The organism is Massilia sp. MP_M2, from assembly GCF_039123635.1.
Lineage (GTDB): Bacteria > Pseudomonadota > Gammaproteobacteria > Burkholderiales > Burkholderiaceae_D > Telluria.
This window is the reverse complement of record NZ_JBCHJF010000006.1, coordinates 136,508-160,739: the sequence shown is the minus strand read 5'-3', so window position 1 is coordinate 160,739 and position 24,232 is coordinate 136,508. Positions and strand designations below refer to the sequence as shown.

24 protein-coding genes are annotated in these 24,232 nt (G+C 64.9%); 10 read left to right on the top strand and 14 right to left on the bottom strand.

The features are described from left to right. Positions 1-5 precede the first annotated feature (5 nt). A complete protein-coding gene (locus RCH14_RS14695) occupies positions 6-965 on the top strand; it encodes a chemotaxis protein (protein WP_343026838.1) in 960 nt (319 codons plus the stop codon). Positions 966-1,086: 121 nt separating this feature from the next. On the opposite strand, the gene RCH14_RS14690 is transcribed toward RCH14_RS14695, so the two are convergent. The 3 genes from RCH14_RS14690 to RCH14_RS14680 form a co-directional block, all read right to left on the bottom strand. Continuing rightward, positions 1,087-1,551 (bottom strand): hypothetical protein, encoded by a 465-nt coding sequence (locus RCH14_RS14690; RefSeq protein WP_343026837.1) that lies wholly within the window; start codon positions 1,549-1,551, stop codon positions 1,087-1,089. Positions 1,552-1,664: 113 nt separating this feature from the next. After that, positions 1,665-2,195 (bottom strand): cytochrome b, encoded by a 531-nt coding sequence (locus RCH14_RS14685; RefSeq protein WP_343026836.1) that lies wholly within the window; start codon positions 2,193-2,195, stop codon positions 1,665-1,667. Beyond that, the gene (locus tag RCH14_RS14680) at positions 2,192-3,259 is read right to left on the bottom strand and encodes a catalase family peroxidase (RefSeq protein ID WP_343026835.1); all 1,068 of its coding nucleotides are present in this window, start codon (positions 3,257-3,259) and stop codon (positions 2,192-2,194) included. Before RCH14_RS14680 ends, RCH14_RS14685 begins: the two co-directional genes overlap by 4 nt. Positions 3,260-3,532: 273 nt before the next feature. Here RCH14_RS14680 and RCH14_RS14675 point away from each other — a divergent pair, with 273 nt between their 5' ends. The 3 genes from RCH14_RS14675 (at position 3,533) to RCH14_RS14665 (ending at position 6,987) form a co-directional block, all read left to right on the top strand. Beyond that, the gene (locus RCH14_RS14675; RefSeq protein WP_343026834.1) at positions 3,533-4,048 is read left to right on the top strand and encodes a hypothetical protein; all 516 of its coding nucleotides are present in this window, start codon (positions 3,533-3,535) and stop codon (positions 4,046-4,048) included. After that, positions 4,045-5,490, top strand: a complete 1,446-nt coding sequence (locus tag RCH14_RS14670; RefSeq protein WP_343026833.1) for an NAD-dependent succinate-semialdehyde dehydrogenase — start codon at positions 4,045-4,047, stop codon at positions 5,488-5,490. The genes RCH14_RS14675 and RCH14_RS14670 overlap by 4 nt, the downstream gene beginning before the upstream one ends. A 153-nt stretch (positions 5,491-5,643) precedes the next feature. Beyond that, positions 5,644-6,987, top strand: a complete 1,344-nt coding sequence (locus RCH14_RS14665; protein WP_343026832.1) for an ATP-binding protein — start codon at positions 5,644-5,646, stop codon at positions 6,985-6,987. Positions 6,988-7,295: 308 nt separating this feature from the next. Here the strand turns inward: RCH14_RS14665 and RCH14_RS14660 are convergent, their stop codons facing one another. From RCH14_RS14660 to purU, 7 genes are all read right to left on the bottom strand, one after another. Further along, entirely contained in the window at positions 7,296-8,798 is a 1,503-nt protein-coding gene (locus tag RCH14_RS14660) for a tripartite tricarboxylate transporter permease (RefSeq protein WP_343026831.1), read from the bottom strand. Between the two features lie 6 nt (positions 8,799-8,804). Next, positions 8,805-9,269 carry a tripartite tricarboxylate transporter TctB family protein gene (locus RCH14_RS14655; protein ID WP_343026830.1) on the bottom strand — a complete coding sequence of 155 codons (465 nt, stop codon included), beginning with the start codon at positions 9,267-9,269 and terminating at the stop codon, positions 8,805-8,807. A 175-nt stretch (positions 9,270-9,444) separates the two neighbouring features. Then, on the bottom strand, positions 9,445-10,419 hold the full coding sequence (locus RCH14_RS14650; RefSeq protein WP_343026829.1) for a tripartite tricarboxylate transporter substrate binding protein BugD: 975 nt from the start codon (positions 10,417-10,419) through the stop codon (positions 9,445-9,447). 250 nt (positions 10,420-10,669) lie between these two features. Beyond that, complete coding sequence (locus RCH14_RS14645; protein WP_343026828.1) at positions 10,670-12,982, bottom strand: xanthine dehydrogenase family protein molybdopterin-binding subunit; 2,313 nt, start codon at positions 12,980-12,982, stop codon at positions 10,670-10,672. Then, the gene (locus RCH14_RS14640; protein ID WP_343026827.1) at positions 12,979-14,004 is read right to left on the bottom strand and encodes a xanthine dehydrogenase family protein subunit M; all 1,026 of its coding nucleotides are present in this window, start codon (positions 14,002-14,004) and stop codon (positions 12,979-12,981) included. The genes RCH14_RS14645 and RCH14_RS14640 overlap by 4 nt, the downstream gene beginning before the upstream one ends. Continuing rightward, positions 14,001-14,525, bottom strand: a complete 525-nt coding sequence (locus RCH14_RS14635; RefSeq protein ID WP_343026826.1) for a (2Fe-2S)-binding protein — start codon at positions 14,523-14,525, stop codon at positions 14,001-14,003. Before RCH14_RS14635 ends, RCH14_RS14640 begins: the two co-directional genes overlap by 4 nt. A gap of 105 nt (positions 14,526-14,630) precedes the next feature. Then, the gene (gene purU / locus RCH14_RS14630; protein WP_343026825.1) at positions 14,631-15,524 is read right to left on the bottom strand and encodes a formyltetrahydrofolate deformylase; all 894 of its coding nucleotides are present in this window, start codon (positions 15,522-15,524) and stop codon (positions 14,631-14,633) included. A gap of 134 nt (positions 15,525-15,658) precedes the next feature. On the opposite strand from purU, the gene RCH14_RS14625 reads away from it, so the two are divergent. Beyond that, the gene (locus RCH14_RS14625; RefSeq protein ID WP_343026824.1) at positions 15,659-16,138 is read left to right on the top strand and encodes a GNAT family N-acetyltransferase; all 480 of its coding nucleotides are present in this window, start codon (positions 15,659-15,661) and stop codon (positions 16,136-16,138) included. A 2-nt stretch (positions 16,139-16,140) separates the two neighbouring features. Here RCH14_RS14625 and RCH14_RS14620 read toward each other — a convergent pair whose 3' ends face one another. After that, entirely contained in the window at positions 16,141-16,599 is a 459-nt protein-coding gene (locus tag RCH14_RS14620; protein WP_343026823.1) for a hypothetical protein, read from the bottom strand. A gap of 273 nt (positions 16,600-16,872) precedes the next feature. Between RCH14_RS14620 and RCH14_RS14615 the strand changes: the two genes are divergently transcribed. Then, positions 16,873-17,508, top strand: coding sequence for a PEP-CTERM sorting domain-containing protein (locus RCH14_RS14615; RefSeq protein ID WP_343026822.1), 636 nt, complete (start codon positions 16,873-16,875; stop codon positions 17,506-17,508). Positions 17,509-17,524: 16 nt separating this feature from the next. On the opposite strand, the gene RCH14_RS14610 is transcribed toward RCH14_RS14615, so the two are convergent. The 3 genes from RCH14_RS14610 to RCH14_RS14600 are packed head-to-tail and all read right to left on the bottom strand — an operon-like array spanning position 17,525 to position 20,484. Next, complete coding sequence (locus tag RCH14_RS14610) at positions 17,525-18,058, bottom strand: ankyrin repeat domain-containing protein (RefSeq protein WP_407070081.1); 534 nt, start codon at positions 18,056-18,058, stop codon at positions 17,525-17,527. A gap of 58 nt (positions 18,059-18,116) precedes the next feature. Then, a complete protein-coding gene (locus RCH14_RS14605; RefSeq protein ID WP_343026821.1) occupies positions 18,117-18,317 on the bottom strand; it encodes a hypothetical protein in 201 nt (66 codons plus the stop codon). A 13-nt stretch (positions 18,318-18,330) separates the two neighbouring features. Continuing rightward, positions 18,331-20,484 (bottom strand): TonB-dependent receptor domain-containing protein, encoded by a 2,154-nt coding sequence (locus RCH14_RS14600; protein ID WP_343026820.1) that lies wholly within the window; start codon positions 20,482-20,484, stop codon positions 18,331-18,333. A gap of 249 nt (positions 20,485-20,733) precedes the next feature. On the opposite strand from RCH14_RS14600, the gene RCH14_RS14595 reads away from it, so the two are divergent. The 4 genes from RCH14_RS14595 to RCH14_RS14580 all read left to right on the top strand — a co-directional run bounded on the left by RCH14_RS14595 (position 20,734) and on the right by RCH14_RS14580 (position 24,214). Continuing rightward, complete coding sequence (locus tag RCH14_RS14595) at positions 20,734-21,045, top strand: c-type cytochrome (protein ID WP_343026975.1); 312 nt, start codon at positions 20,734-20,736, stop codon at positions 21,043-21,045. An 88-nt stretch (positions 21,046-21,133) separates the two neighbouring features. Further along, positions 21,134-21,865, top strand: a complete 732-nt coding sequence (locus RCH14_RS14590; RefSeq protein ID WP_343026819.1) for a hypothetical protein — start codon at positions 21,134-21,136, stop codon at positions 21,863-21,865. A gap of 355 nt (positions 21,866-22,220) precedes the next feature. Then, positions 22,221-23,807, top strand: coding sequence for a flavin monoamine oxidase family protein (locus RCH14_RS14585; protein ID WP_343026818.1), 1,587 nt, complete (start codon positions 22,221-22,223; stop codon positions 23,805-23,807). After that, on the top strand, positions 23,804-24,214 hold the full coding sequence (locus RCH14_RS14580; RefSeq protein ID WP_343026817.1) for a cytochrome c: 411 nt from the start codon (positions 23,804-23,806) through the stop codon (positions 24,212-24,214). The genes RCH14_RS14585 and RCH14_RS14580 overlap by 4 nt, the downstream gene beginning before the upstream one ends. Positions 24,215-24,232: the final 18 nt, after the last annotated feature.

The window sequence follows — 24,232 nt, the reverse complement described above, 5'->3', positions numbered from 1 at the left end:
AAGCCATGAAATCGGTACAACAAGAAGTCGATGAGCGTAGCAATCTGACGGGGACAAACAAGTTCGAACTGCTGCTGTTCCGCCTCGGTGGCGACGCGCAGGGCAATCATAACGAGCTGTTCGGAATTAACGTCTTCAAGATCCGCGAGATTGTCGCGATGCCTGAAATTACCGCCGTCGCTGGCGCGCCGCAGCACGTGCTGGGCGTGGTCAATCTGCGCGGACACATTATCCAGGTGCTTGACCTGCCGGGCATCACGGGCGTCACGCCCAAGACGGGCCTGAACATCATGCTGGTGACCGAATTTGCCCGCACCACGCAGGCGTTTGCTGTCGAGAGTGTCGAAGAAATCGTGCGCCTCGACTGGAGCCAGGTCATGACGGCCGAGAATACCGCGGGCACGGGCATGGTCACGAGCATCGCCCGCCTGCCGGAAGCCGAAGGCCAGCCGGCGCGCCTGGCCCAGGTGCTCGACGTGGAAACCATTCTGCGTCGCCTGAATCCCGAGCAGGATCAGCAGGATCTGTCGCAGGTGGTGGGCAACAAGATCAAGATCAAGCCGGGCACCATCATCCTCGCGGCCGACGATTCGGTCGTTGCGCGGGCGCTGATCGAGCAGGGTCTGGACGCGATGGGCCTGCCATACATCATGACCAAGAGCGGCAAGGAGGCCTGGGACCAGCTGGGCACGATCGCTGCTGCAGCCGAGGCCGAAGGCGGTACCATCTACGACCGCGTCGCGATGGTGCTGACCGACCTCGAGATGCCCGAGATGGATGGCTTCACGCTGACCCGCAACATCAAGTCGAGCCAGCGCTTTGGCAACCTGCCGGTGGTGATCCATTCGTCGCTGTCGGGCACGACCAACGAGGAACACGTCAAGAACGTGCGGGCTGACGCGTATGTGGCCAAGTTCTCGGCCGAAGACCTGTCGCGCACGCTGCGCAAGGTGTTGGGCAATTAAGCCAGCCCCGGCGCATCTCGGCCGCGTACGCTTGCGCGGCCGAGATGCGCGATTCATCGCAACACCTTCTTTGTAACCAACGGTCGCGCGCACGCTGCGCCGCGACCGTTCGGCCTTTGCATCACCCGCGACGGCGTGGGCCGGTCAAACGATCGGCCAGCACGGTGGTAACGACAGCTTGCAGCACGTGGATTGCCCAGCGCTCGCCTGCCTTGCGCGGACCGGCCTTGACTTCACCCTCGGTGATGCCCAGCACAGGCGAAATGACGCCGATATTCACGGCATACAATGCTGTACCGTACAGCGTGCCAATGGCGGCCGGCGACAGGTTTGGCGCCAGTTCGCGCAGCTTGGGTACGGCTGCGGCAAATGCGGCCGAAGCGCCCAGGTGGTTGACGAATTCCACGGCGCTCGTGCCGGCGTCGCCGATGACAGCGCGCGAGCCCGTCAGGTCATCGATCCAGTCGACTGCATCCCGGTCGAGCGTTTTGGTCAAGACACCGCTCTTGCGGCCCGCGACCATGACGGCCGTCGTGACCACGCCTGCGATCAAGCCACCCACGATGGCTGCTGTGTATTTTTGCATGAACGTCCCGCTTGAAAAGTGAATCCGCAGCCGGGCGCGTGCGCCCGCTGCAGATGGAATCAATACGATACGCGGCTGGCTACGCGAGCTCGGTGCGGTGCTGCACCGATGACTCAGTCACCCTTGGCCATCTGCCCGAACACCTCGTCGCGTCGTACCCACGCGTGGTACAGCGCCGCGCCCAGGTGCGCCAGGATCGTGAAGAACAGCACATACGCAAGCACGCCATGCAATGGCCGCAGAAAGCCGTACATCGCCGGGCTGTGCGGCAGGATCGCCGGCAGGTTCACGCCGTCGAACAGCACGATCGGATAGCCGCCGGCCGACAGCATGGCCCAGCCGATCAGCGGCATGGCCAGCATCAGCGCGTACAGCGCCCAGTGCGAGGCGGTGGCAGCCCAGACCTGGATGCGTGGCAGATCGGCGGGCAGCGGTGGTGGTGCGTTGCGCAGGCGGTTCACGAGGCGCACGATCGCCAGCAGCAGGATCGCCAGGCCCAGCGGGCGGTGCAGGTCGAGCAGGAATTCGCGGTGACGCAGCGACACGACCATGGCGGCGCCGACGAACAGCATCGCCAGGATCGCGACGGCCATCGACCAGTGCAGCACGCGGGCCAGCAGATTGAAGTGACGTGGCTGATTCATCGTACGCTCCCGGTGTGGGCGGTGCCCGTGCTGATTTCACGCTCGCGGCGGTTGAACGATACCGAGTACACCGACGAGCGCGCGTGCAACACAGGATCGTCCGTGCCCGCAATGCCCTTCGGCAGGATCAGGGGATCGAAGTTCAGGTCGAGACACGGCCCGGCAACCTGCGGTTCGGCGCGCACCAGCGTGAGCGTGCCGGCGATGGTTTCCGGGCGGGTGTCGGGCCAGGCTTTGGATGGGTCTTCGATCGGGTCGCCCGGTGCGGCGAACTGCATCACCATGTCCCATTTCAGCGGGCCGGCTGCCAGGCGGCGATCCAGATCGGCCGCCAGGAAATCGCGGTCAGCGCTTTTCAGTTGCTCGGGGTCGGCCGCCACGAATGGCGTGTGCGGGCGCATCGACCAGCGCACGGCGCGCGTCGCGCCGGCGGCGTTGGTCAGGCGAAACGCATTGACGCCGTTAAAGCGCGTATTGGCCAGGCTGTCGGGCGTCGGCGCACTCTTGGACCACGCCATGAAGTTCTTGATTTCTGGGTGGGCCGCCAGAACGGCGTCCATCTTGGCGGGATCCGGCTTGCCGGTGGCCGGATCGGGCAGGCGGGCAGCGTTCAGCGACTGGAAGGCTTCCGGGGTTGACGCGGCGAAGAACGGGAAACTGTTCATTGCCGTGCGCCATTCCTGGCCATCGTCCGTTTTCAGTCGCAACGCCATGCCGCGCACGGCCGCCTTGTTGTCGGGCGAGTGGGGATCGTTGCCAGGGCTGGAGAAGCGCCCTAGCACGGACGTGGATGGCTGCGAAAACACGCGCGCGGTGGACAGCTGCGCGGCGGCGGGCGTGGGCGCGAAGGTGCCGACGATGCAGATGCCCTTGGCATGCGCACGGCGAAAACCCGGTTGCTGCGTGCCGGACGCTTCGGCGGTGTTGACCATCGTTTGCGGCGTGACGTTCTTGTTGCCGAGCCAGCCGCCGATCCAGGCGAACAGAACGGCCAGTGCGAGGATGATCAGCGCAATCGGGAGCAATAACAACGGGGAGCCGTGGCGCGGCTTGGGCGGTGACATATAGGGAACTCTCTGGAAAGGATCGTGGTACGTACAGCCGGGAATTACGGTGGCGAATTGTCGCATGATTAACAAACTGGTGCGTGCCGTGACTCGTGGCGCCGTTGCGTCGGCGGTACGTGCTGCGCGCAACCGTCCAACGAGATCGGGCGACCTGTGCACGAATTCCAGGATCCATCGATGTCGCTTCGCACGAGATTGACGTGTCGCTGAGGTCGGGGAGTAAACGCGGCGCACGCCAAGATCGAGGCATCCGACGGGAGCGGGACCCCATTGGGTACACGGGCGGCATGGCCAGCAGCGCTCGACGCCGCGTTCGGCATGATGCTGTCAACACCAGTGGCCATGTGCGCCATCTGCGGTCCCGGGCAGACGCTTCTCTACCAGGCGGCGTACGTGCCGTTTATCGCCACACGCCATCCCGCCTCACTGGGGCAGCCATTGTGCGACGTCTGGGCCGATATCGGCCCGCTGGTGGCGCGCGTGATGGGCGGCGACGCAGTGAGTTCTGCCGACATGCCGCTGCTGATCACCCGCAGTGGCGACGCAGAAGAAACGTGGAGGTCGTTCGCCTATAGTCCGCTGTGCAATGAAGGCCAGATCGTTGGCTTGCTCAATATTGCGACCGCAACGACGGCCGGCGTCGTTGCCGCCAGGGAGCGCGATGCCGCGCAGACCCAGCTCATGCAGGGACGATTGCTGGCGCGCCGTCGACGCGGCGAGGTCTTCTGCAAGGAGTCGCCATCCACGGTAAGATTGTCGTCCTTACCACAGGACCACTTACCATGACGACTTCCAGCTACCCCGATACCCGTCTCCTCATCGCCAACGAATGGCACGACGCCAGCGGCGGCAAGACCATCCCCGTGATCAATCCGGCCACCGGCCAGCCGATCGGCAAGGTCGCCCACGCCAGCATCGCCGACCTCGATCGCGCGCTGGCCGCTGCGCAGACCGGTTTCGAGACCTGGCGCGCCGTGCCTGCTGCCGAGCGCGCTGCGATCATGCGCCGCGCCGCGACGCTGCTGCGTGAGCGCGCCGGCGACATCGCGCGCCTGCTGACGCAGGAGCAGGGCAAACCGCTGGCCGAAGCGAAGGGCGAGGCCATGGCCGGCGCCGAGATCATCGACTGGTTTGCTGCCGAAGGCATGCGCGTGTATGGCCGGATCGTCCCGTCGCGCAATCCGGCTGCGCAGCAGCTCGTGCTGAAGGAGCCGGTCGGGCCGGTCGCCGCGTTCACGCCATGGAACTTCCCGATCAACCAGATCGTGCGCAAGCTCGCTGCGGCCTTGACCACCGGCTGCTCGTTCCTGTGCAAGGCGCCCGAAGAGACCCCGGCTTCGCCGGCAGCGCTGCTGCAGTGCTTCGTCGATGCGGGCCTGCCGCCGGGCGTCGTCGGCCTGGTGTTTGGCGATCCGGCCGAGATTTCGGGCTACCTGATTCCGAGCCCGATCATCCGCAAGGTGACGTTCACCGGCTCGACGCCGGTGGGCAAGCAGCTGGCCGCACTGGCCGGCGCGCACATGAAGCGCGCGACGATGGAGCTGGGCGGCCATGCGCCGGTCATCATCGCCGAGGATGCCGATGTGGCGCTGGCCGTCAAGGCAGCTGGCGCGGCGAAGTTCCGCAACGCGGGCCAGGTGTGCATTTCGCCGACCCGTTTCCTCGTGCATAACGCGGTCAAGGCCGAGTTTACGCGTGCGTTCGTGCAGCACGCCGAAAGCCTCAAGCTCGGCGACGGCATGGCCGATGGCACGACGCTCGGGCCGCTGGCCAATGCGCGCCGCCTGGACGCGATGTCGAAGGTGGTCGACGATGCGCGCGCCCGCGGCGCCACGGTGGCAACGGGCGGTGAGCGCGTGGGCACGAGCGGCAACTTCTTCGCGCCGACGATCCTGGCCGACGTGCCGCTGGACGCCAGCATGTTCAACGACGAGCCATTCGGCCCGATCGCCGGTATCCGCGGCTTCGACAGCCTGGAAGACATGATCGCCGAAGCGAACCGTCTGCCGTACGGCCTGGCCGGCTATGCATTCACGCGCTCGATCAAGAACGCGCAGTTGCTGATGAACCGTGTCGAAGTGGGCATGTTGTGGATCAACCAGCCGGCCACGCCGAGCGCCGAGCTACCGTTTGGCGGCATCAAGGATTCGGGCTACGGTTCGGAAGGCGGGCCGGAGGCACTGGAATCGTATCTCAATACGAAGGCTGTCTCGATGGTGGGCGTGTAAGCGCGAGTGTCGCGCTGCGGTGAAATCAGGCGTCACAATCTGTAGGACAATGCGCCGTCGTGGCGGGGTATAATTCAGCCCGCCACCGGCCTCTGTACGCTTCAGATGCCATTCTTCTCTGTAGAGCGACACCATGATTTTCCCCCAGCGCGCATGACGCAGCCCATCCTGAGGCTTAATGTCCATACCGAATTTGACGTGATTGCTGCGCGCCAGCGGGCGCGTCAGATCGCGGGCGCATGCGGCTTCGGTTCGGTTGACCAGGCGCGTATCGGCACCGTCGTGTCCGAACTGGCGCGCAACATCTTCAACTATGCCGGTGCCGGTTCGGTATCCTTCTCGGCCGAGGGCGCGGTCGCGCCTCAGCATCTTTGCATCACGTTCGAAGACCGCGGGCCGGGGATTGGGGATGTGAGGCATGTCCTGTCCGGCGCCTACCGGTCGACATCGGGCATGGGCGTGGGCATCCTGTCGGCGCGCCGTCTGATGGACCAGTTTGACATCGCCAGCGACGCGTCCGGTACCCGCGTCACGGTCGGCAAGCGCTTTCCTGCACAGGCGGGTTTCATCAGCGCTGACAGGTTCGCTCCGCTGGTCGCGCAGTTCGAAACGTTGCCGAATCACGCGGCATTGTCCGAAGCGCGCCACCAGAACCGCGAACTGGCGGACGCGCTCGGCGCACTGCAGGCGCGGCAGGAAGAGCTGCAACTGGTCTCGACCCGCCTGGAAGAGCGCAACCGCAATATCGAAGCACTGAACGACTTGTTGGACGACAAGGCTGCAGCGCTGCAGAAGGCGGACCGCAGCAAGGACGAGTTCCTGGCCACGCTCAGTCACGAGCTGCGCGGGCCGCTGTCGGCGGCCGCCATGGCGGCAAGCATGCTGCTGCCGGCCGGCGTCTCGTCGCAGCGCGCCAACCAGATGGGTGAATTGATCCGGCGCCAGGTCACGCACATGAGCCGGCTCGTCGAGGATTTGCTGGACGTCTCGCGCGTGAGCCGCGGCCTGGTGCAGCTGGAAAAGGCGCCGCTGGAACTGGCCGACGTGATTGCCGCCGCGCTCGAGCAGGTGCAGTCGGCAGCAAACCAGAAACGGCATCGCATCGAACTGGCAACGGGCGCATCCAGCCTGCTGGTGCTGGGCGACCGTACGCGTCTGATCCAGGTGGTCAGCAATCTGCTGACCAACGCGATCCGCTACACCGACAGCGGCGGCATGATTCACGTCACGCTCGAAAAACGGGGCCGGCTGGTAGCGCTGCGGGTCACCGACAACGGCATGGGCATCGCGCCTGACCTGATGCCGCGCCTGTTCGATCTCTACGTCCAGGCCGAACGTACGGCCGACCGCACCAGTGGCGGCCTCGGCCTGGGCCTGGCCCTCGTCAAGAACCTGGTCGAGGCCCACGACGGCACCGTCACGGCCCACAGCCCCGGCGACGGCCACGGCAGCACCTTCACCGTCCTCCTGCCCCTGCATACAGACCGCCGCGAATAAGCCCCCGGCGTGCAACCCCAATTCGCCAACCCAATTAGGGTCAGAGTAGAATTGTTGAGCAGTAAACCTGTATACACGTCCCCTCTGCAATGCCTGCCGGCAGCGTTCCGCGCTTCACTTGCTTTCCAATCAGGGTCGGAGTCAGATTGTTTGACAACTTTGAGGAATTGCCCAATAAATCTACTCTGACCCTAATTGTTCAGTATCTGGGGAATGGGGGGCGGGTGTTTTGTTGGCGTAAACGGCGACCGCCCGGGCCGGCCTTGTGGCCGGCGCCGGGCGGCGCGGGGTGATGCGGGCTTAGCGGATCAGTCTTCCTGGAAGGCTTCTTCGCGTTTCTTGCGCAGCGCTGGCAGCAGCACGACGATCATGGCAGCAGCGGCCAGACCCAGCATGACGCCCGAGATCGGACGCTCGATGAATACCATCGGATCGGCGCGCGAGAGCAGCAGGGCGCGGCGCAGGTACTCTTCCATCATCGGGCCGATAATGAAGCCGAGCAGCATCGGCGCTGGCTCCAGTTCGAGCTTCGCGCACAGGTAGCCGAGCAGACCGAACAGCGCCATCAGATAGACGTCGAAGGTGCTGTTGGTCAGGCTAAACACGCCGATCGCGCAGAACATCAGGATGGCCGGATACAGCATCTGGTACGGCACCATGATCATGCGCACCCAGATACCGATCATCGGCAGGTTCAGCACGACGAGAAACAGGTTACCGACCCACATCGAGACGATCAGGCCCCAGAACAGGCCAGGCTGCTCCGTCATGACGGCAGGGCCAGGCTGGATACCCTGGATGATCATCGCGCCGATCATCAGCGCCATCACCGGATTGGACGGGATGCCCAGCGTCAGCATCGGGATGAACGAGGTCTGCGCACCGGCATTGTTGGCCGCTTCCGGCGCCGCAACGCCTTCGATGGCGCCCTTGCCGAAGTTGGCTGCGTTTTTCGACACTTTCTTCTCGAGCGAGTACGACGCGAACGACGCCAGCATCGCGCCGCCGCCTGGCAGGATCCCCAGCAGCGAGCCCAGGCCCGTGCCGCGGATGACCGGCCACATGATGCGCTTGAAGTCTTCCTTGTTGAGCATCAGCCCGGTAACTTTCTTCATCACCAGATTGCGGTCTTCGTTGTGCTCGAGATTGCGGATGATTTCGCCGATACCGAACATGCCCATCGCGACGATGACGAAGTTGATGCCGTCAGCCAGTTCCGGCATGTCGAAGGTATAGCGCGCCGAGCCCGAGTTGACGTCGGTACCCACCACGCCCAGCAGCAGGCCGAGCAGCACCATGCCGATGGCCTTGAGCAGCGAGCCACTGGCCAGCACGACCGAGGCAACCAGACCCAGCACCATCAGCGAGAAGTACTCGGCCGGGCCGAATTCGAGGGCCAGATCGGCCAGCGGCGGCGCAGCCACAGCCAGCAAAATCGTGGCGACGGTGCCGGCGAAGAACGACGAGATCGCCGCGGTCGCCAGCGCCTTGCCGGCCTGACCGTTGCGCGCCATCTGATAGCCGTCCAGTGCGGTGACCACCGAGGACGATTCGCCCGGCAGATTGACCAGGATGGCCGTGGTCGAACCACCGTATTGCGCGCCGTAGTAAATACCGGCCAGCATGATCAGCGCCGACTCTGGTGGCAGGCCGAAGGTGGCCGGCAGCAGCATGGCGATGGTGGCGATCGGACCCAGGCCGGGCAGGACGCCCACTGCGGTGCCGACGAACACGCCGACCAGGCAGTAGAACAGATTTTGCATGGACAGAGCCGTCTCGAGGCCCAGTGCGAGGTTACTGAAAAGTTCCATAATTATTTAATTCCCACCGAGCCAAGGGCCAATGATCGGCATCGGCAAGCCAAGCAGCTTGACGAACAGACCCACTGCAAACAAGGTCATGCCCACGGCCAGCGCGAGTGACTTCTTCAATTCGAATTTGTCGCTGGCATACGAGCTGATCAGGATCAGCAGGAAGCCCGCAGGCACCAGGCCGGCATTGCGCACCAGGAAGCCGAACAGCAGCACGGCGGCAAGGACGATCGCCAATTCGCGATAATAGATGCGGCCAATGGCTTCGCCAGGACGGAAGAATGAGCGCACGAACGCCGCAGCGCCGACCAGCGACAGCAGGATGCCCAGCGCGATCGGGAAATAGGCCGGGCCCATGCGGCCGGCACTGCCAATTTCGTACTCCTGGCCGATGTACACGGCGCTCAGACCGAAGAATAGAAAGACAATGCCGCTCCAAAAGTCTTTCGGATGGCGGATAAATGCTGGCACGGTGGTGGTCCCCTTTATTGTGTTGCAGATGCGGTGATGCAGATGCAGTGGTTCGAAAAGCGTGAATGCAGATCATCGATGCAACCCCGCACGCGTACGACGGCGGAGCTGCAGACGCGACAACGCCGCACCGCAGCCGGACAAGCCGGCGCGGCGCGACGTCGTCAAGGCGGCATCAGTCGGCGAAGGCGCCGGCTTTCTTGATGATCGGGCCCCACAGATCGATCTGCTGTTTCAGGTGCGTGCGCAGGGCTTCCGGGGTCGCCTGATTGGCTGGAACCGGCTCGGTGCCGAGGTCGGCGAAGCGCTTGACCACGTTCGGATCACGCAGCGCGGCGCGCAGGGCGTTCGACAGCGCGTCGACGGTCGGTTTCGGCGTGCCTTTCGGTGCGTACAGGCCGTGCCAGACGCCGACTTCGAAGCCTGGCAGGCCAGCCTTGTCCAGCGTCGGCAGGTTCGGCAGCGAGGCGACCGTGGTCTTGGTCGTCACGCCGTAGGCCTTGATCTTGCCGCCCTTGATCTGGCTGGTGGTGTTGGTGGTCTGGTCGCACATGAAGTCGACCTGGCCGCCGAGCAGATCGTTCATCGCCGGACCGGTGCCCTTGTACGGCACGGTGGTCAGCTCGACACCCATCGCGGTCTGCAGCAGCATGCCGCACAGGTGCGATGCAGAACCCAGGCCGGCGTGCGCGTAGGTGACCTTGTCCTTGTTGGCTTTCACGTACGTGATCAGCTCTTTCATGTCCTTGGCCGGGAAGGCCGCTTTAGCCACCACGGTCATCGGCACGTCGGTGATCAGGCCGATCGGTTCGAAGCTGGTGATCGCGTCGTACGGCAGCTTGCGGTACAGGGCTGGCGCGGTCGATTGACCAATGTGGTGCAGGAACAGCGTATAGCCGTCAGGCGCGGCCTTGGCGGCGCGCGCGGCGCCGATGGTGCCGCCGGCACCGCCGACGTTTTCGACGATGATCTGTTGCTTGAGCGTGGTGCCCATCGATTGCGCGACGAGGCGTGCCACGGTGTCGGTCGGGCCGCCGGCTGCAAACGGCACGATCATGGTGATGGTCTTGGTTGGGTAGGCCTGGGCATGGGCCAGTCCGGTGCCGAAAGCGGTCAGGCAGGCAGCTGCGCACAGCATCTTGAGCTTCATGGTGTCGTCCTCGTATCTCGTTCTTGGTTTCGGTTTGCAGCCGGCACTATTTCTGTGCCGTGCTGCCGTGCGGGGTTGTCTTACGCACCAGATGTTTTACCAGTAAACATATTGTTGTGCAACTACGTGGAAACACGTATGTGGCGTGCATGACGCTTTTTTCGGTAAAAATGAAACCCCAAAAAACGTCGATCCGGGCGTAAAAACGCCATCCGAAGATGGCGTTGATGGTCCCTGCAGCGCCGTACTGTCAGACCGGCGGCTGGATCGGGAGTTCCTGGTCGCCCATCAGCAGCTTTGCCGGCGTCATCGGCGTCGTGCGCAGGCGCGTGCCGGTGGCGTGGAAGATGGCGTTCGAGATCGCCGCCGCCACGCCCACGATGCCGATCTCGCCCACGCCCTTGGCGCCAAGCTGCTTGCTCACGATACGGTCGTCTTCTTCGACGAAGATCACGTCGATGTCGTGGATGTCGGCATTGACCGCCATGTGGTATTCGGCGAAGTTGTGGTTCATGAAGCGCCCGTACTTGTGATCGGTATGGGTTTCTTCATGCAGGGCCTGGCTGATGCCCCAGACGACCGCGCCGCTGATCTGGCTCGCCGCAGTCTTGGCGCTGATGATGCGCCCGGCCGCGATCGCGCTGACCACGCGCGTGACGCGCACCATGCCGAGCTTTTCGTTCACGCGCACTTCGCAGAACACGGCCGAGTGCACCGCGCGGGCGTATTTGCGCTGCTTGAGCATCTGCGGCGTCATGAAGTATTTCTCTTCCACCTGGTCGACGCCTGCATTGGCCAGTACCTGCGTCAGTTCCACGCGACGTGACGGGTCGGCGCTCAGGAATACCGCGCCGTCGCCAAATTCGACATCGCGCAAGCGCGCCTTGGCCAGCGGCGAATTGTTCATTTTCAGCGCCAGCTTGAGCAGCGACTTCTTGAGCTTTTCGCAGGCGCCATGGACCCCCGAGCCCACGGTCGTCACGTGCGACGAGCCGCCCTCGACCGGCGCCATCGGCAGCGTCGAATCACCCAGCTGGAACGTGACCAGCTCCATCGGCAAGCCCATGCTTTCTGCGGCGATCATCGACATCACGGTATAGGTGCCGGTGCCGATATCGGTCGCGGCGCTGCTCACGACCAGGCGGCCGTTACTGTGCATCACGGCGCTAACGCGCGCGACCATTACCATGGCATCCCAGATGCCGGTCGCCATGCCCCAGCCCACCAGCTCATCGCCGTCAACCATCGAGCGCGGTTCGAGCGCTCGCTTGTCCCAGCCGAAGCGCTCGGCGCCCTGGCGGTAGCACTCGCGCAATTCCTTGCTCGAGAACGGCTTGTCCTCGAGCGGCGACGTGTCGGTATAGTTCTTCAGGCGCAGCGCCAGCGGATCCATCTTCAGTTCGTAGGCCAGCTCGTCCATCGCCACTTCCATGGCGTGTACGCCGTGGGCAGCGCCCGGCGCGCGCATGTCCAGCGGCGTGAAGCGGTCGTTCGCGACCACCTGGTAGCCGAGCTTGATGTCGCTGCAGGCATACAGCTGGCCCGACCAGTTGACGACCACTTCGACGTAATCCTCGAGGCGGGAGGTTTCCTGGATGGCTTCGTGCCAGATCGCCTTGAGCGTGCCATCCGGCGCAGCCCCCAGACGGATGCGGTGCCAGGTCTCCGGACGGTGGCCGAAGCTGAACATCTGCTGGCGCGTGAGCACGACGCGCACCGAGCGCTCGAGCTGCAGCGCGCCCATCACGGCCAGCGGCAACTGGTATTGCGGGCGCAGGCCCGAACCAAACGCGCCGCCCACGTAGGGGTTGCGCACCGTGACCTCGTCACTCGACAGGCCAAAGCCATGCGAGACATACCAGCGGCTGTTTTGCGAGCTTTGTGTCTTGTCGTAGATGGTCAGGTGGCCGTCGTCGCCGCGAATCACGGTCGAGGCGAACATCTCCATCGGATTGTGGTGCTCGACACCGTTGTAGTACTGCGAATCGACCCGTACTTCGGCCGCGTCGAATGCTTTTTCGCCGTCGCCGATCGAGCTTGGCGGCACGAAGCCGGCCTTCATCTTGCGCGGTTCGTAGGCCTGGTCGAGGCTCTTGAGCAGATTCGTCTCGTGCGCATCGACATCGTAATGCACGCGCACGAGCGAGGCGGCGTAGCGTGCCGCTTCGAAGGTCTCGGCCAGGACCAGCGCCACCGGCTGGCCGCTGTAGAAAATCTGGTCCGAGAACAGAGGCCGGAACGGCGAGCCGGCCGGTGCCGTCATGTCTTTCCAGGCCAGGTCGAACGAGCGCATCTTGGGACGGTTCTCGTGCGTCATCACCGACAGCACGCCGGCAACGGCCAGCGCGTTGGCAGTGTCGATGCCGGTGATGCGGCCCTTGGCCACGGTGCCACTGACGACCACGCCATACGCCAGGTCGGGGGCAAAGTATTCGGCGGCGTACTGCGCTTCGCCGGTGACCTTGGCGCGGCCATCGATGCGCGAGACCGGCATGCCGCTTTTCACGCGCCCGGTGCCGGCCGGCGCGCTTGGCGCGCGCAATTCTGGAATCAGGTCGGTCATGCTGGTTCTCCTTGTGCGTCGATCCCGCGGGCGTGGTCGGTGCCACGCGCGGCGGTGGTCAAGGCTTGCACGATGGCGTTGCGCGCCAGCGGCAGCTTGTAGTCGTTTTGGCCGAAGCCCTGTGCGCCTTGCAGGATGGTCTCGGCGGCCTGCAGGAACGCCGCTTCACCGACCGCCTTGCCCACGAGTGCTTCTTCGGCCGCTTCGACGCGCCATGGCTTGTGGGCCACGCCACCGAGCGCGATGCGCGCGGCGCGGATCGTGCCATCGGCATCGAGGTCCAGCGCCGCGGCCACCGAGACCAGCGCGAACGCGTACGACAGGCGGTCGCGCACCTTGATGTAGGCGCTGTGATCGATGAAGCGGTCAGCGTCTGGCACGGTGATGTGGGTGATCATTTCGCCCGGCTGCAGCGTGTTGTCGATCTCGGGCTTATCGCCCGGCAGGCGGTGGAAGTCGGCGAACGGGATGGCGCGCGCGCCGCTCATCGAGCGCACGTGGACCGTTGCGTCGAGCGCGCGCAGGGCCACGCACATGTCCGACGGGTGGGTGGCGATGCAGCTCTGGCTGGTACCCAGAATCGCGAGGTGGTGGTTCAGGCCGTCGCGCGCCGGGCAACCAGTGCCGGGTTCGCGCTTGTTGCAGGCGGTGCCGACGTCATAGAAGTAGACGCAGCGCGTGCGCTGCATCAGGTTGCCTCCGTTGGACGCCATATTGCGCAGTTGCGGCGAGGCGCCGGCCAGGATTGCTGTCGAGAGCAGCGGATAGCGCTCGCGTACGAGCGGGTGGTAAGCGGTGTCCGCGTTGCGGGCCAGCGCGCCGAGCATCAGGCCGCCGTCTGTTTCATCCACCTGGTCCAGGCCAAGGTGATTGATATCGACCACGCGTGACGGCTTCATCACGCTTTCCTTCATCAGGTCGAGCAGATTGGTGCCGCCGGCAATCGGGCGGGTGTCAGGGTCGAGCAGGGCGGCCAGCGCCGTGTCGATGTCCGTGGCTTGGGTAAAGGCGAACGGATTCATGACAGCACCGCCCCGGTCGTGAAGCCTTCAGTCGTCTTCTTGGTGTCGCGCAGGTCCAGCATCTTGACGACGGCGTCGGCGATCTGCGGGTAAGCGCCGCAGCGGCACAGGTTGCCGCTCATGAGTTCACGCACGTCGTCACGCGTGGTGGCCTGGCCTTCGTTCAGCAGGCCCACGGCCGAACACAGCTGGCCCGGCGTACAGTAGCCGCACTGGAAGGCGTCGCAATCGATGAATGCCTGCTGCAGCGGATGCAGGTCGTCGCCAGTGGCCAGGCCCTCGACGGTGGTGATGTCGCGGCCGTCCTGCATGACGGCCAGCGTCAGGCACGAGTTGATGCGTTTGCCGTCCACCAGCACGGTGCAGGCGCCGCACTGGCCCTGGTCGCAGCCTTTCTTGGTGCCGGTCATGCCGGCGCGCTCGCGCAGCAGGTCGAGCAGCGTTACCCAGGGTTCGACGTTGAATTCGCGGTCCTGGCCGTTGATGCGCAGACGCACCGGATGCTGTTGCTGATGTTCCATGTTCTTCCCCTCTGTGAGAAGGTACGAACATAACGTCCTGTTACGTCTGCGACGGTTAGGTGACGCACCTACCTTAAGTATAAGTCAATGTTGTCGAAGGTGTCATTACGGCCCGCGGAACACGACGGTCTTGTTGCCGTCCACGAACACGCGGCGCTCGATATGGAACTTGACGGCCGTGGCCAGCGCCAGGCATTCGTTGTCGCGCCCCACGCGGGTGAGCTGGTCAACCCGGTAGTTGTGGTCCACGCGCGTGAGCACCTGTTCGATGATCGGGCCTTCGTCGAGGTCGGGCGTGGCGTAGTGGGCGGTCGCGCCGATCAGCTTGACGCCCCGGTCGAACGCCTGCTGGTATGGCTTGGCGCCCTTGAAGCCGGGCAGGAACGAGTGGTGGATATTGATGCACTTGCCGGCCAGGCGGCGCGCCAGGCCATCGGAAAGGATCTGCATATAGCGCGCCAGGATCACGAGTTCGGAGTCGGTTTCATCGACGATCTCCAGCAGGCGGACTTCTTGCTGCGCTTTATTGTCCCTGGTCACCGGCAGGAAGATGAAGCGGATGCCTTCGCGCTCGACCATCGGGCGCAGGTCGAGGTGGTTCGACACCACCGCCGTGATCGACAAATTGAGTTCGCCCGTGCGGCGCCGGTACAGCAGGTCGTCCAGGCAGTGATCGGTCTTCGAGACCATGATCACGGTGCGCACCGGATCGAGCGGATCGAAGATTTTCCAGCCCATGTCCAGACGCGTGGCGACCGTGCTCTCGAACTCTGCGCGGATGGCGTCGATGGACGGCGATTTATCCTGCTGGCGGAACACGGCGCGCATGAAGAAGCGGGCGGTCGAGTCGTCGTCGAACTGTTCGAGCGCGCAGATATAGCAGTCGCGCTCGGCCAGGAAGGTCGCGACGGCGGCGACGATGCCGATGCCGGCCGGGCAACTGGCATGCAGAATGTATTCGGGGCGGGTTGGCGGCGTGGCTTCGCTGGTGCTGCGCATGCTGGTTCCTGTCGGTGATGAGGCGATGTTGTCAAGACAGCTAGAATGCGCGATGCCACGACGGGCGTCAAGCGCATGCTAGGATGCGCGTTTTTTTGTCCTCCACGGTCATGTCTACATCCACATCCACATCCATGCGCCCGATGCTGCCCGCCGATCTCGACGCCGTGCTGCGCATCCAGGCCGCGTGTTACCCGGCGCCGATGCAGGAGCCGGCAGCCGTCGTCGCCTCCCGGATCGCGGCGGCGCGCGGCACCTGCCTGGTCGGCAGTCATGAGGGCATCGTGCGTGGCTACCTGTTTGCCTATCCGTCGCGCCTGGGGCTGGTAACGGACCTGAACGCCCCGTTCACGCTGGCGCACCAGCCGGACACGCTGTATCTGCACGACCTGGCGATCGAACCGTGCGCACTGGGGCGCGGCCTGGCGCGCGCGCTGGTCGACGACGCCTTATGTCTGGCGCGCACGCTGGGGCTGGCGCATGCGGCCCTGGTGTCGGTGCAGGACAGCGCGCGCTTCTGGCAGGCACTGGGCTGGCGCGCGGCACCGACCCGCGACGCCGGCCTGGACACCTATCCGCACGGCGCGCTGTACATGGTGCGCACGCCCGCCTAGCGTTATTGCACCCGGCGCACCTTGGCCGAGCTGTTGCCGCCATCGATCTTCAGGAATAGCGTACCGAATACGTTGCGCTCGATGGTCACCGGCGCATCCTTGGTGCGCGGCAGCACGGCGTCGCTGCCATCGATGATGCGCCAGACCTGGCCATTGGCCAGCCGGATCTGCGAGCCGGGGCCCCAGCCGTCGAACTCGCCCACGACCGTGCTGCGGATCGATGCCGGTTGTGCTTCGCGCTCCTTGACCGCTTCCATGCCGAAATTCTGCTCCGGCGTAAGCACGGGGGCAGCAGCAGCGACCGGCGCGGCGACGCCCACGGGAATCGCGTCGTAGCAGGCCACGCGTGTGGCGGTGTCAGGCAGGGCGCGGCATTTGAGCAGCGCGGCATCGTCGGCGAGTGCAGTGCCGCTGGCAATCAACAGTGCAACAACGGGGGCAAGATGGGGCAGGGCTTTCATCGGAGTCTTTCGGGTAAGTGGAATCGCGCCCCGGCCTCGGGGCGCCCACGATTATAGGGGATGTGCCGGGCAGGAGGGCCGGCGTGCAGAGCGTTCAGCATCACGCCGCTGGTCGTTGTAAATGTGACATGCTTTGTCGGAGAATTTGACACGCCAGCAGCAGAGAATACGCGTCCGCCATAAATGTTGTTTAGAATCAATGGGATGCTAGAACGAGATTCACAGGCGCGATTCTTGCTGAGGTACCGTAGGAACTTTCCGAGGAGATCACTGATGACGCGCATTGCCCCCATCGTCGCACTTCTTGCCGCCACGTTGGCGCTACCGGCCCAGGCCGCGGTCACGTACAGCTGGCAGCAAATGAGCGCGTCCAGCTCGATGCCGACCGGCCTGAACCTGGAGCTGGCATTCTCCGAGGAAGCTGTCGCCGCCGGCACGTTGTACCTGAATATCCGCAACGAATGCGACATTGGTCCGCCCTGCATCGATCCACAATCGAGTCTGCTGTCCCTGCGTTACTGGTTCGACCACCCGACGATCAGCGGGCAGCACAACCTGATCGACTATGGCTACCGCACCCCGCCGCGCAATTATTACGACCGGATCGTCATGGACCTGACGTTCCTGCCAGGGGGCCTGCTTGGCGGCAGCATCTTCGCCTCGGACGGCAATTCGGATTTCCGGATGGCGAGCCAGGGAGACCTGTTCAGCGTGGTCTCCGCCAACAGCGATGAGCCGTTCGGCTGCGGTCTGCAATACCCCGACTGCAGTGGCGCCAGCGGCATGCTGATGGCTTCGGCGCAGGAAGCGACCGAGGTGCCGGAGCCGGCCACCGGCGCCATCGTCGGGCTTGGTCTGGTCGCGGCCTGGTGCGCCCGCCGGCGCCGTCAGGCACGCAGCAACGCCTGACGTAGCGGCCTCCAGGTCAGTTGGCCGGCGCCAGCAAGGCCGCAGTGTCGGTGGCGCCCATCTTTAGCGCCGCATCGTAGGCGGTCACGCCGCCCGCATCGCGCGCTGCCGGGTCGGCGCCGCGCGCCATCAGCAGCTGGGCGATGGCGACCCGGTTGAACATTGCGGCGAACATCAGCGCGGTCCGGCCCGACGGCCCGGTAACGTCCGGCTGGGCGCCTTGGTCGAGCAACAGCGTCGTGATGGGCAAGTCGCCCTTGAACGCAGCGCCGTGCAACGGCATTTGCCCCGCATCGTTGATCAGGTGCGGATCGGCGCCATGCTCGAGCAGGACCCGCGTGGCGTCCAGGTGGCCGTGGTAGCTGGCCAGCATCAGCAGGCTGTCGCCTTTTTCGTTGCGCAGGTTCGGTGGCAGGCCGCGCGACAGGAAGGCGGCGAGATGGTCGGCGTCGCCAGAGCGCGCATACTGGAACATATTGCGCGCCATGTTCAGCGCAGCCTCGTCCAGCTCGGCTTTTGTAGGCGTTGCCTCGTGGTCGTTCGTGTGCATTGCGTGCTCCGGATCGAAATAAAGGTTAATTAAAACATATCTCAATCCGGCGCGTGGCCTACACGCTCTGGCGTGCGCCCGCTCGCCCGGCCGCTTCATGGAGCCAGACTGGCAACGCCAGCGCGGGCAGCAGCATGCCGACCAGCAGCGCCGCGTGCCAGCCGAGGGCGGCGTACACCCAGCCGCCCAGCGAAAAAGCCAGTTGGCCGGGGTAGTCGAGGCCGACCCCGACCTGTGCCTGGCGCAGGATGAGCGCCACGTCACGCCACTGCTCAGAAGTCGACGTTCATCGACAGCCACAGGCGGCGTGCGTCGAGCGTGTTGACGTACACGTTGCTGTAGGTTGGCGCGGCTGCCGGCGCCGTGCGATACGGCCGGTATTCGACGAAGTCCTTGTCCAGCAGATTGTAGATCGCGGCATTGAGCGTGATGGCCGGCGTGACCTGGTAGCTGGTGCCAAGGTGCAGCATCGTGTAGCCCTTGAAGTCGCCCAGCGCCGCGCTGGCCGCGCGGGTGGCGGCCGACGTCCCCGGATCACGGAAACGCTCGCTGCGGTGCTCGGCGCGCAACCACGCATTCCAGCCGGCCGACACGTCCCACGTCAGGCGCGCATTGAACGCGTGCTTTGGCGTGTCGGACAGCGGTTTGCCGGCATTGCTGCCGCTTTCCTGTTCGCTGTCGGTATACGTGTAGTTGGCGCTGGCGGCCCAGCCGGCGGCGAGCGGGAAGCGCGTGGCCAATTCCACGCCGCGCGTGACCGCTTCGTCGACGTTGATCGACTGGCCGAAGGCATCGACGTTCGGCCAGTTGCCGAAGCTGACGCAGCCCGGCCGGTTCGGCGCCGGGCGATAGGTGCAGTTGATGAGGCCAGTACCGCTGGTGATCTTGTCCTTGAAATCGTTGTTGAAGACCGTGGCGTTCGCGGTCCAGCCGGCGCCGTTGTCGAAATAGGCGCCCAGTTCGGACGTGACGCTGGTTTCGGGCTGCAGGTTCGGGCTGCCCACGAGCGGAATCGTGCCTTGGCCGCCGAAGCCGTTGATGCCGGGGGTGAGCTGCTCGACGCGCGGCGTCTTGTAGCCCTTGCTCACGCCGCCCTTGAAGGTCCAGCGCGGCGAGGCGCTCCAGACCAGGTAGCCGCGCGGGCTCGTCTGGCCGCCGAAGATGCTGTGGTCGTCGTAGCGCGCACCGATCGTCAGCGACAGACTGTTGTGCAGACGCCATTCGTCTTCCACGAACAGCGCTTTCTGGGTAAAGGCGAACGCTTCCGGAGCGACGCCGTCGATCATCTCGGCATCCCAATGCTGGGCGCCGATGGTGGTCAGGTGCGCGCCCCACGGCACCAGGAGCTTGGTGTCGAACACCTTGCTCTCGACTTCCAGCGTGCGGGCGGTGCCGGGTACCGCGCCCGGCGTACCCGGCGGAATCGTGCGGCCGATGGTTTCCGTGTTGTTCACCATATAGCTGCTGTCCCAGGTGCCGAACGGCAGGCGCGCCTTGTACGACAGGGTCGTTTGATCGCGGTTATATTTCTGTTCCGGCCCGTAGCCACCCGGGCCCAGCGTGCCAAGCTGGCCGCGCGTGTTGTCATAGGTCTGGCGCGTCTTGTCGACGTCGAGCACCAATTCGTGGTTGCGGTGCGGGGTGAACGCCAGGCGCGCACCAAGGTTGTCGATCTGCTGCTTGACCGGGTTGGCGTTCTGGACCAGCGACTGGCCCGGGTTGATCCCGTCGTACGTAATGCTGGCCTCGTCGCGGCGCAGCGTGCTGCCGCGCACCGACAGGCCCAGCACATCGGCCGCAAGCGGGCCGCTCAGGTAGAATTTGGCACCCTTGACGTCGCCGAACTGCGCATCTTCCTGCAGCGTGTAGTCGGCCGCCACCGTGCCGGCCCAGCGCTTGCCGACCTTGCGCGTGATGATGTTGATCACGCCGCCCATGGCGTCCGAGCCGTACAGCGTCGACATCGGACCGCGGATGATCTCGATGCGCTCGATGGCGCCCACCGGTGGCATGAAGCTGGTCGAGGTGCCGCCAAAGCCGTTCGGCGTGACGTTGCCGGCCGCGTTCTGGCGGCGGCCGTCGATCAGGATCAGCGTGTAGTCGCTCGGCATGCCGCGGATGCTGATGTTCATGCCACCGGTCTTGTCGCCGGCCGCGCCGACGTCGATGCCTTCCACGCTCTCGAGCGCCTGCGTCAGGTTGCCGAAGCGCTCTTTCTGGAGTTGCTCGCGGGTCAGCACCGTGATCGACGCAGGCGCTTCGCGCATCGTCTGCTCAAAGCCCGATGCCGTCACGACCACGGTGGGCATCGTCGCCGGCAAGTCATCCATCATCGCGTCAGCGGCGACACCGGCAAGCGGCATGGCGCTGATGGCCAGGCTCAATATGGTGCGGGCAAACTGCGGGGCAGGCAAACGGTAAGTCATTGTTCAGGCATCCTTGTTATCGTGAAAATAAAGCGCCGCGCACCGATGCAAAAGCGGCAAAGATCGCGGAGTGCCGCCATTCTAATGACAAATGCGAATCATTCCCATTCATATTTCATCATGGGCGTGTCGGATGCTGGTCATGGACCGTCGCGCAGCGCATGCCCGCGGGGTTTCCCGCTATGATGTCAAGGGTGCCCACCAAGCGCGCCTGCGCCTTTCGATCAACCCAGCCACTGGAACATCATGATGAAGTACCTGACCCTGACCCTGGCGGCGACCTTCGCCGTCGCTGCGATCCCTGCCGCCCACGCGAACCCCGACCTGGCCAAGGCCAAGGCCTGCATGGCTTGCCATGCCATCGGCGCCAAGCTGGTTGGTCCGTCCTACAAGGATGTCGCAGCCAAGTACGCAAAGGATGCCGGCGCCGAAGCGCGCCTGGTCCAGAAGATCCAGAAAGGCAGCAGCGGCACCTGGGGCCCGATCCCGATGCCGGCCAATCCACAGGTCACCGAAGCCGACGCCAAGGTCCTGGCGAAATGGATCCTGGCGCAGAAATGACGCCTCGGCGGCCCCGTCCCGGGCCGCTAGCATCGTGCCTGGCGCGTTCTTTGCATATAAGCAAGGAACTCAATGCCAGGAGCGGCCGATGTTCTTGCACAACGATGTCATCGAATACCTCGATCCCCCGGGCCATCTGGTGCGGATTCTCTGGATCGACGCGGGGCATTGCCTTGCCTATACCTTTGCGCTGCGCTGCGCCAACGCCACGCCACGCAGCACACCCTTGCACGTACTGGTAGCGGACGTGTCGACGCGGCGTGCGCGATTGCTGCTCACCGACCCGTGTCGCGCGCCGCGCGCCGATGCGCCGTCCGGCAAGCACCTGCAGCTGCAGATGAAGGCGTGGGCGGCCGTGAGCGCGCTGCACCGCGACGTGCCGCAGGTCTACCTTCCCCGTTCACGCGCGGCCTTGCTCAGCACCTACGCCAGCGCCCACGGGATCTCTGTCGCCACGCTCATGCGCTACCTGCGCCGCTACTGGGAGCGGGGCCAGACGATCGACGCGCTGCTGCCCGATTACGCCAACTCTGGTGCACGCGGCAAGACGCGGATAGCCAGCGCCGGCGTCAAGCGCGGCCGCCCGCGCAACGCCGCGACGAGCGGCGCCAGTGCAGGGACGAATACCGACCCCGCGCTGCGGGCGCTGTTCGTGGCCGCCGCCGCGCACTTTGCCGCCACCCATCCCCGCTTTTCGCGGCCGGGCGCATACCGCCAGATGCTGCACGACCACTTCGCCGACTGCGCGCCCGGCGCCGTTCCCAGCTACGGCCAGTTCAACTACTGGCTGGCACGCGACGGTGTTGACCACACCCATTGAGTGCGTATTTACGCCACAACAGTGCAGTGTCGAATCGGCATGCTCCCGCCGCGTGCGCAGCACTGCCTGCACAGCTGAGCGCGATGCCGGGCAGGTCGCGACGAATAAAGTATGGACCGATCGAGCGGTGCGGATCCGGCGTGCTCGCCTCACGTTTGTCAATACGAATGAGCTTCAGCCAGAACAGAATGTTATTTGCATATCGCAACTTACGCCCGGCTTACATTTGGAAATATCGACGCTGTACTTTATTTTAATAAGTAACGTCTTGACGATTTCGCCATCCACTTGGCACAGGTATTGCTGATAGGCCACTAGTTGCAAGGTCTTTCAGTAACGCCAAGTGGAGGTAGGAATGAAACGTTTAACACCGTCGTTGACCCGACGAGAGTTTTTGTACCGCGCCGCTGCCGTCGGCGGTTCTGCGCTGCTGATGCGTTCAATGAACGCCTGGGGCATGGGCATCGCATCGAGGACCACGACACCGCCCGTGCTCACCGGCAGCGGCAAGGGTAAGAAAGTCGTCGTGCTGGGCGCCGGCCTGGCCGGCATGACGGCGGCCTACGAACTGGGCAAGCTGGGCTACGAAGTCCAGGTGCTCGAGGCACGCCCGTACGCGGGCGGGCGCTGCCAGACGGCGCGCAAGGGTTTCAAACTGCATGAACTGGGCGGCGAGGCGCAGCAGTGCCGTTTCGATGCAGGCCAGTACATCAACCATGGCCCGTGGCGCATTCCGCTGGATCACCAGTCCACGCTCTATTACGCGCGCCAGTTCAAGGTGCCGCTCGAAGTGATGGTCAACGAGAATGACCATGCCTACGTGTACCTCGAGGACGGCGGGCCATTGTCGACGCAGCGCCTGCGTGGCGCCCAGATCAAGGCCGACATGCGCGGCCACGTTGCCGAGCTGCTGGCCAAGTCGGTCACGGGCCACCATCTCGACACGCAACTGACCGCCGACGACCAGCGCCTGCTGCTCGATTACCTCAAGCACGAAGGCGCGCTGGAGGGCGGCGACCTGGCCTACAAGGGCCGCAGCGGGCGCGGTTTTGCCACCAACCCCGGCGCGGGACTGGTGCCGGGCGCGGGCACGCCATCCGATCCGCTGGCGTTTCGCGACCTGCTGGCCGCGCGCGTCGGCAAGGTCTACAGCGCGGTGCAGGAATTCCCGATGCACGCCACGATGTTCCAGCCGGTCGGCGGCATGGATGCGCTGCCACGCGCATTCGCCCGGCGGCTGGGCGGCGCCATTCGCTACCACGCGGAAGTCCAGCGCATCCGCCAGGACGCCGACAAGGTCACGATCGACGTACGCGACACGGTTAGCGGCGCACTCTCGCGCGTCACGGCCGATTATTGCCTGTGCACGGTGCCACTGTCGGTGCTGCGCATGGTCGACACCGATTTCTCCGACGGTTTCAAGGCCGCCATCAAGGCCGTCCCCTACGCGCCGGTCGGCAAGATCGGCCTGCAGATGGGGCGCCGCTTCTGGGAAGAAGACGACCACATCTACGGTGGCCACGTACTGACCGACCTGAAAGGCATCAACACGATCTCGCTGCCGTCCGGCGGCTGGCAGCAGAAAAAAGGTGTCGTGCTGGGCTACTACCAATACGCCCTGGACGCCATCGAAGTCAGCGGGATGACCCCGGCCGAGCGGACCGAGTTCGCGCTCGCGGCCGGTGAAAAGATCTTCCCGGCCTACCGGTCGAGCTACGAGAGCAGCTTTTCGGTTGCCTGGCACCGCGTGCAGTACAGCCTGGGCGGCTGGGCCGAATGGACCGACGCCGCGCGCAAGAGCGCCTACCCGGTCTTGCTCGATGGTGAGCGCCGGGTGCTGCTCGCCGGGGAACACCTGAGCTACCTGACTGGCTGGCAAGCCGGCGCCATCGAATCGGCATGGCAGCAGGTCGAGGCGCTGCACCGGAGGGCCAGCGCATGAAATCCTTGATGCTAGCGGTGGCATGCGCCTGCCTTTGGGGCAGTGCAGCCCAAGCCCAAACCCCACCCCCCACGCCGGCAGACGGCAAGACCCTGTTCGCCAAGAACTGCGCGGCCTGCCACCTGGCCAATGGCCGCGGCATTCCCGGTGCCTTCCCGGCGCTGGTCGCCAGCCCGGTCGCGATCGGGCCGGCCGACGAGGCGGCCGAGGTGCTGCTCAAGGGCCGCGGCGGCATGCCCGATTTCAGCGCCAGTCTGAATGACGCCGATATCGCCGCCGTCCTGACCTATGCGCGCAGCAGCTGGGGCAACCGGGCGCCGCCAATCGCGGGCGCCGAGATCGCCATGCGGCGCGCGGCCTTGCAGGTCGCGCCGGCCGGCGACAGCCGCTTCGGCAACAAGCACTGATGCTCTTTTTCCTTCCCA

Excerpts from the sequence above, each read along its gene's own strand:
- RCH14_RS14590 (WP_343026819.1), top strand. The coding sequence starts at position 21,134 with ATGTTCTTGCACAACGATGTCATCGAATACCTCGATCCCCCGGGCCAT.
- RCH14_RS14660 (WP_343026831.1), bottom strand. The coding sequence starts at position 8,798 with ATGGAACTTTTCAGTAACCTCGCACTGGGCCTCGAGACGGCTCTGTCC.
- RCH14_RS14625 (WP_343026824.1), top strand. The coding sequence starts at position 15,659 with ATGCGCCCGATGCTGCCCGCCGATCTCGACGCCGTGCTGCGCATCCAG.
- RCH14_RS14610 (WP_407070081.1), bottom strand. The coding sequence starts at position 18,058 with ATGCACACGAACGACCACGAGGCAACGCCTACAAAAGCCGAGCTGGAC.
- RCH14_RS14620 (WP_343026823.1), bottom strand. The coding sequence starts at position 16,599 with ATGAAAGCCCTGCCCCATCTTGCCCCCGTTGTTGCACTGTTGATTGCC.
- RCH14_RS14650 (WP_343026829.1), bottom strand. The coding sequence starts at position 10,419 with ATGAAGCTCAAGATGCTGTGCGCAGCTGCCTGCCTGACCGCTTTCGGC.
- purU (WP_343026825.1), bottom strand. The coding sequence starts at position 15,524 with ATGCGCAGCACCAGCGAAGCCACGCCGCCAACCCGCCCCGAATACATT.
- RCH14_RS14585 (WP_343026818.1), top strand. The coding sequence starts at position 22,221 with ATGAAACGTTTAACACCGTCGTTGACCCGACGAGAGTTTTTGTACCGC.
- RCH14_RS14615 (WP_343026822.1), top strand. The coding sequence starts at position 16,873 with ATGACGCGCATTGCCCCCATCGTCGCACTTCTTGCCGCCACGTTGGCG.
- RCH14_RS14690 (WP_343026837.1), bottom strand. The coding sequence starts at position 1,551 with ATGCAAAAATACACAGCAGCCATCGTGGGTGGCTTGATCGCAGGCGTG.
- RCH14_RS14680 (WP_343026835.1), bottom strand. The coding sequence starts at position 3,259 with ATGTCACCGCCCAAGCCGCGCCACGGCTCCCCGTTGTTATTGCTCCCG.
- RCH14_RS14685 (WP_343026836.1), bottom strand. The coding sequence starts at position 2,195 with ATGAATCAGCCACGTCACTTCAATCTGCTGGCCCGCGTGCTGCACTGG.
- RCH14_RS14665 (WP_343026832.1), top strand. The coding sequence starts at position 5,644 with ATGACGCAGCCCATCCTGAGGCTTAATGTCCATACCGAATTTGACGTG.
- RCH14_RS14580 (WP_343026817.1), top strand. The coding sequence starts at position 23,804 with ATGAAATCCTTGATGCTAGCGGTGGCATGCGCCTGCCTTTGGGGCAGT.
- RCH14_RS14640 (WP_343026827.1), bottom strand. The coding sequence starts at position 14,004 with ATGAATCCGTTCGCCTTTACCCAAGCCACGGACATCGACACGGCGCTG.
- RCH14_RS14635 (WP_343026826.1), bottom strand. The coding sequence starts at position 14,525 with ATGGAACATCAGCAACAGCATCCGGTGCGTCTGCGCATCAACGGCCAG.
- RCH14_RS14600 (WP_343026820.1), bottom strand. The coding sequence starts at position 20,484 with ATGACTTACCGTTTGCCTGCCCCGCAGTTTGCCCGCACCATATTGAGC.
- RCH14_RS14670 (WP_343026833.1), top strand. The coding sequence starts at position 4,045 with ATGACGACTTCCAGCTACCCCGATACCCGTCTCCTCATCGCCAACGAA.
- RCH14_RS14645 (WP_343026828.1), bottom strand. The coding sequence starts at position 12,982 with ATGACCGACCTGATTCCAGAATTGCGCGCGCCAAGCGCGCCGGCCGGC.
- RCH14_RS14595 (WP_343026975.1), top strand. The coding sequence starts at position 20,734 with ATGAAGTACCTGACCCTGACCCTGGCGGCGACCTTCGCCGTCGCTGCG.
- RCH14_RS14695 (WP_343026838.1), top strand. The coding sequence starts at position 6 with ATGAAATCGGTACAACAAGAAGTCGATGAGCGTAGCAATCTGACGGGG.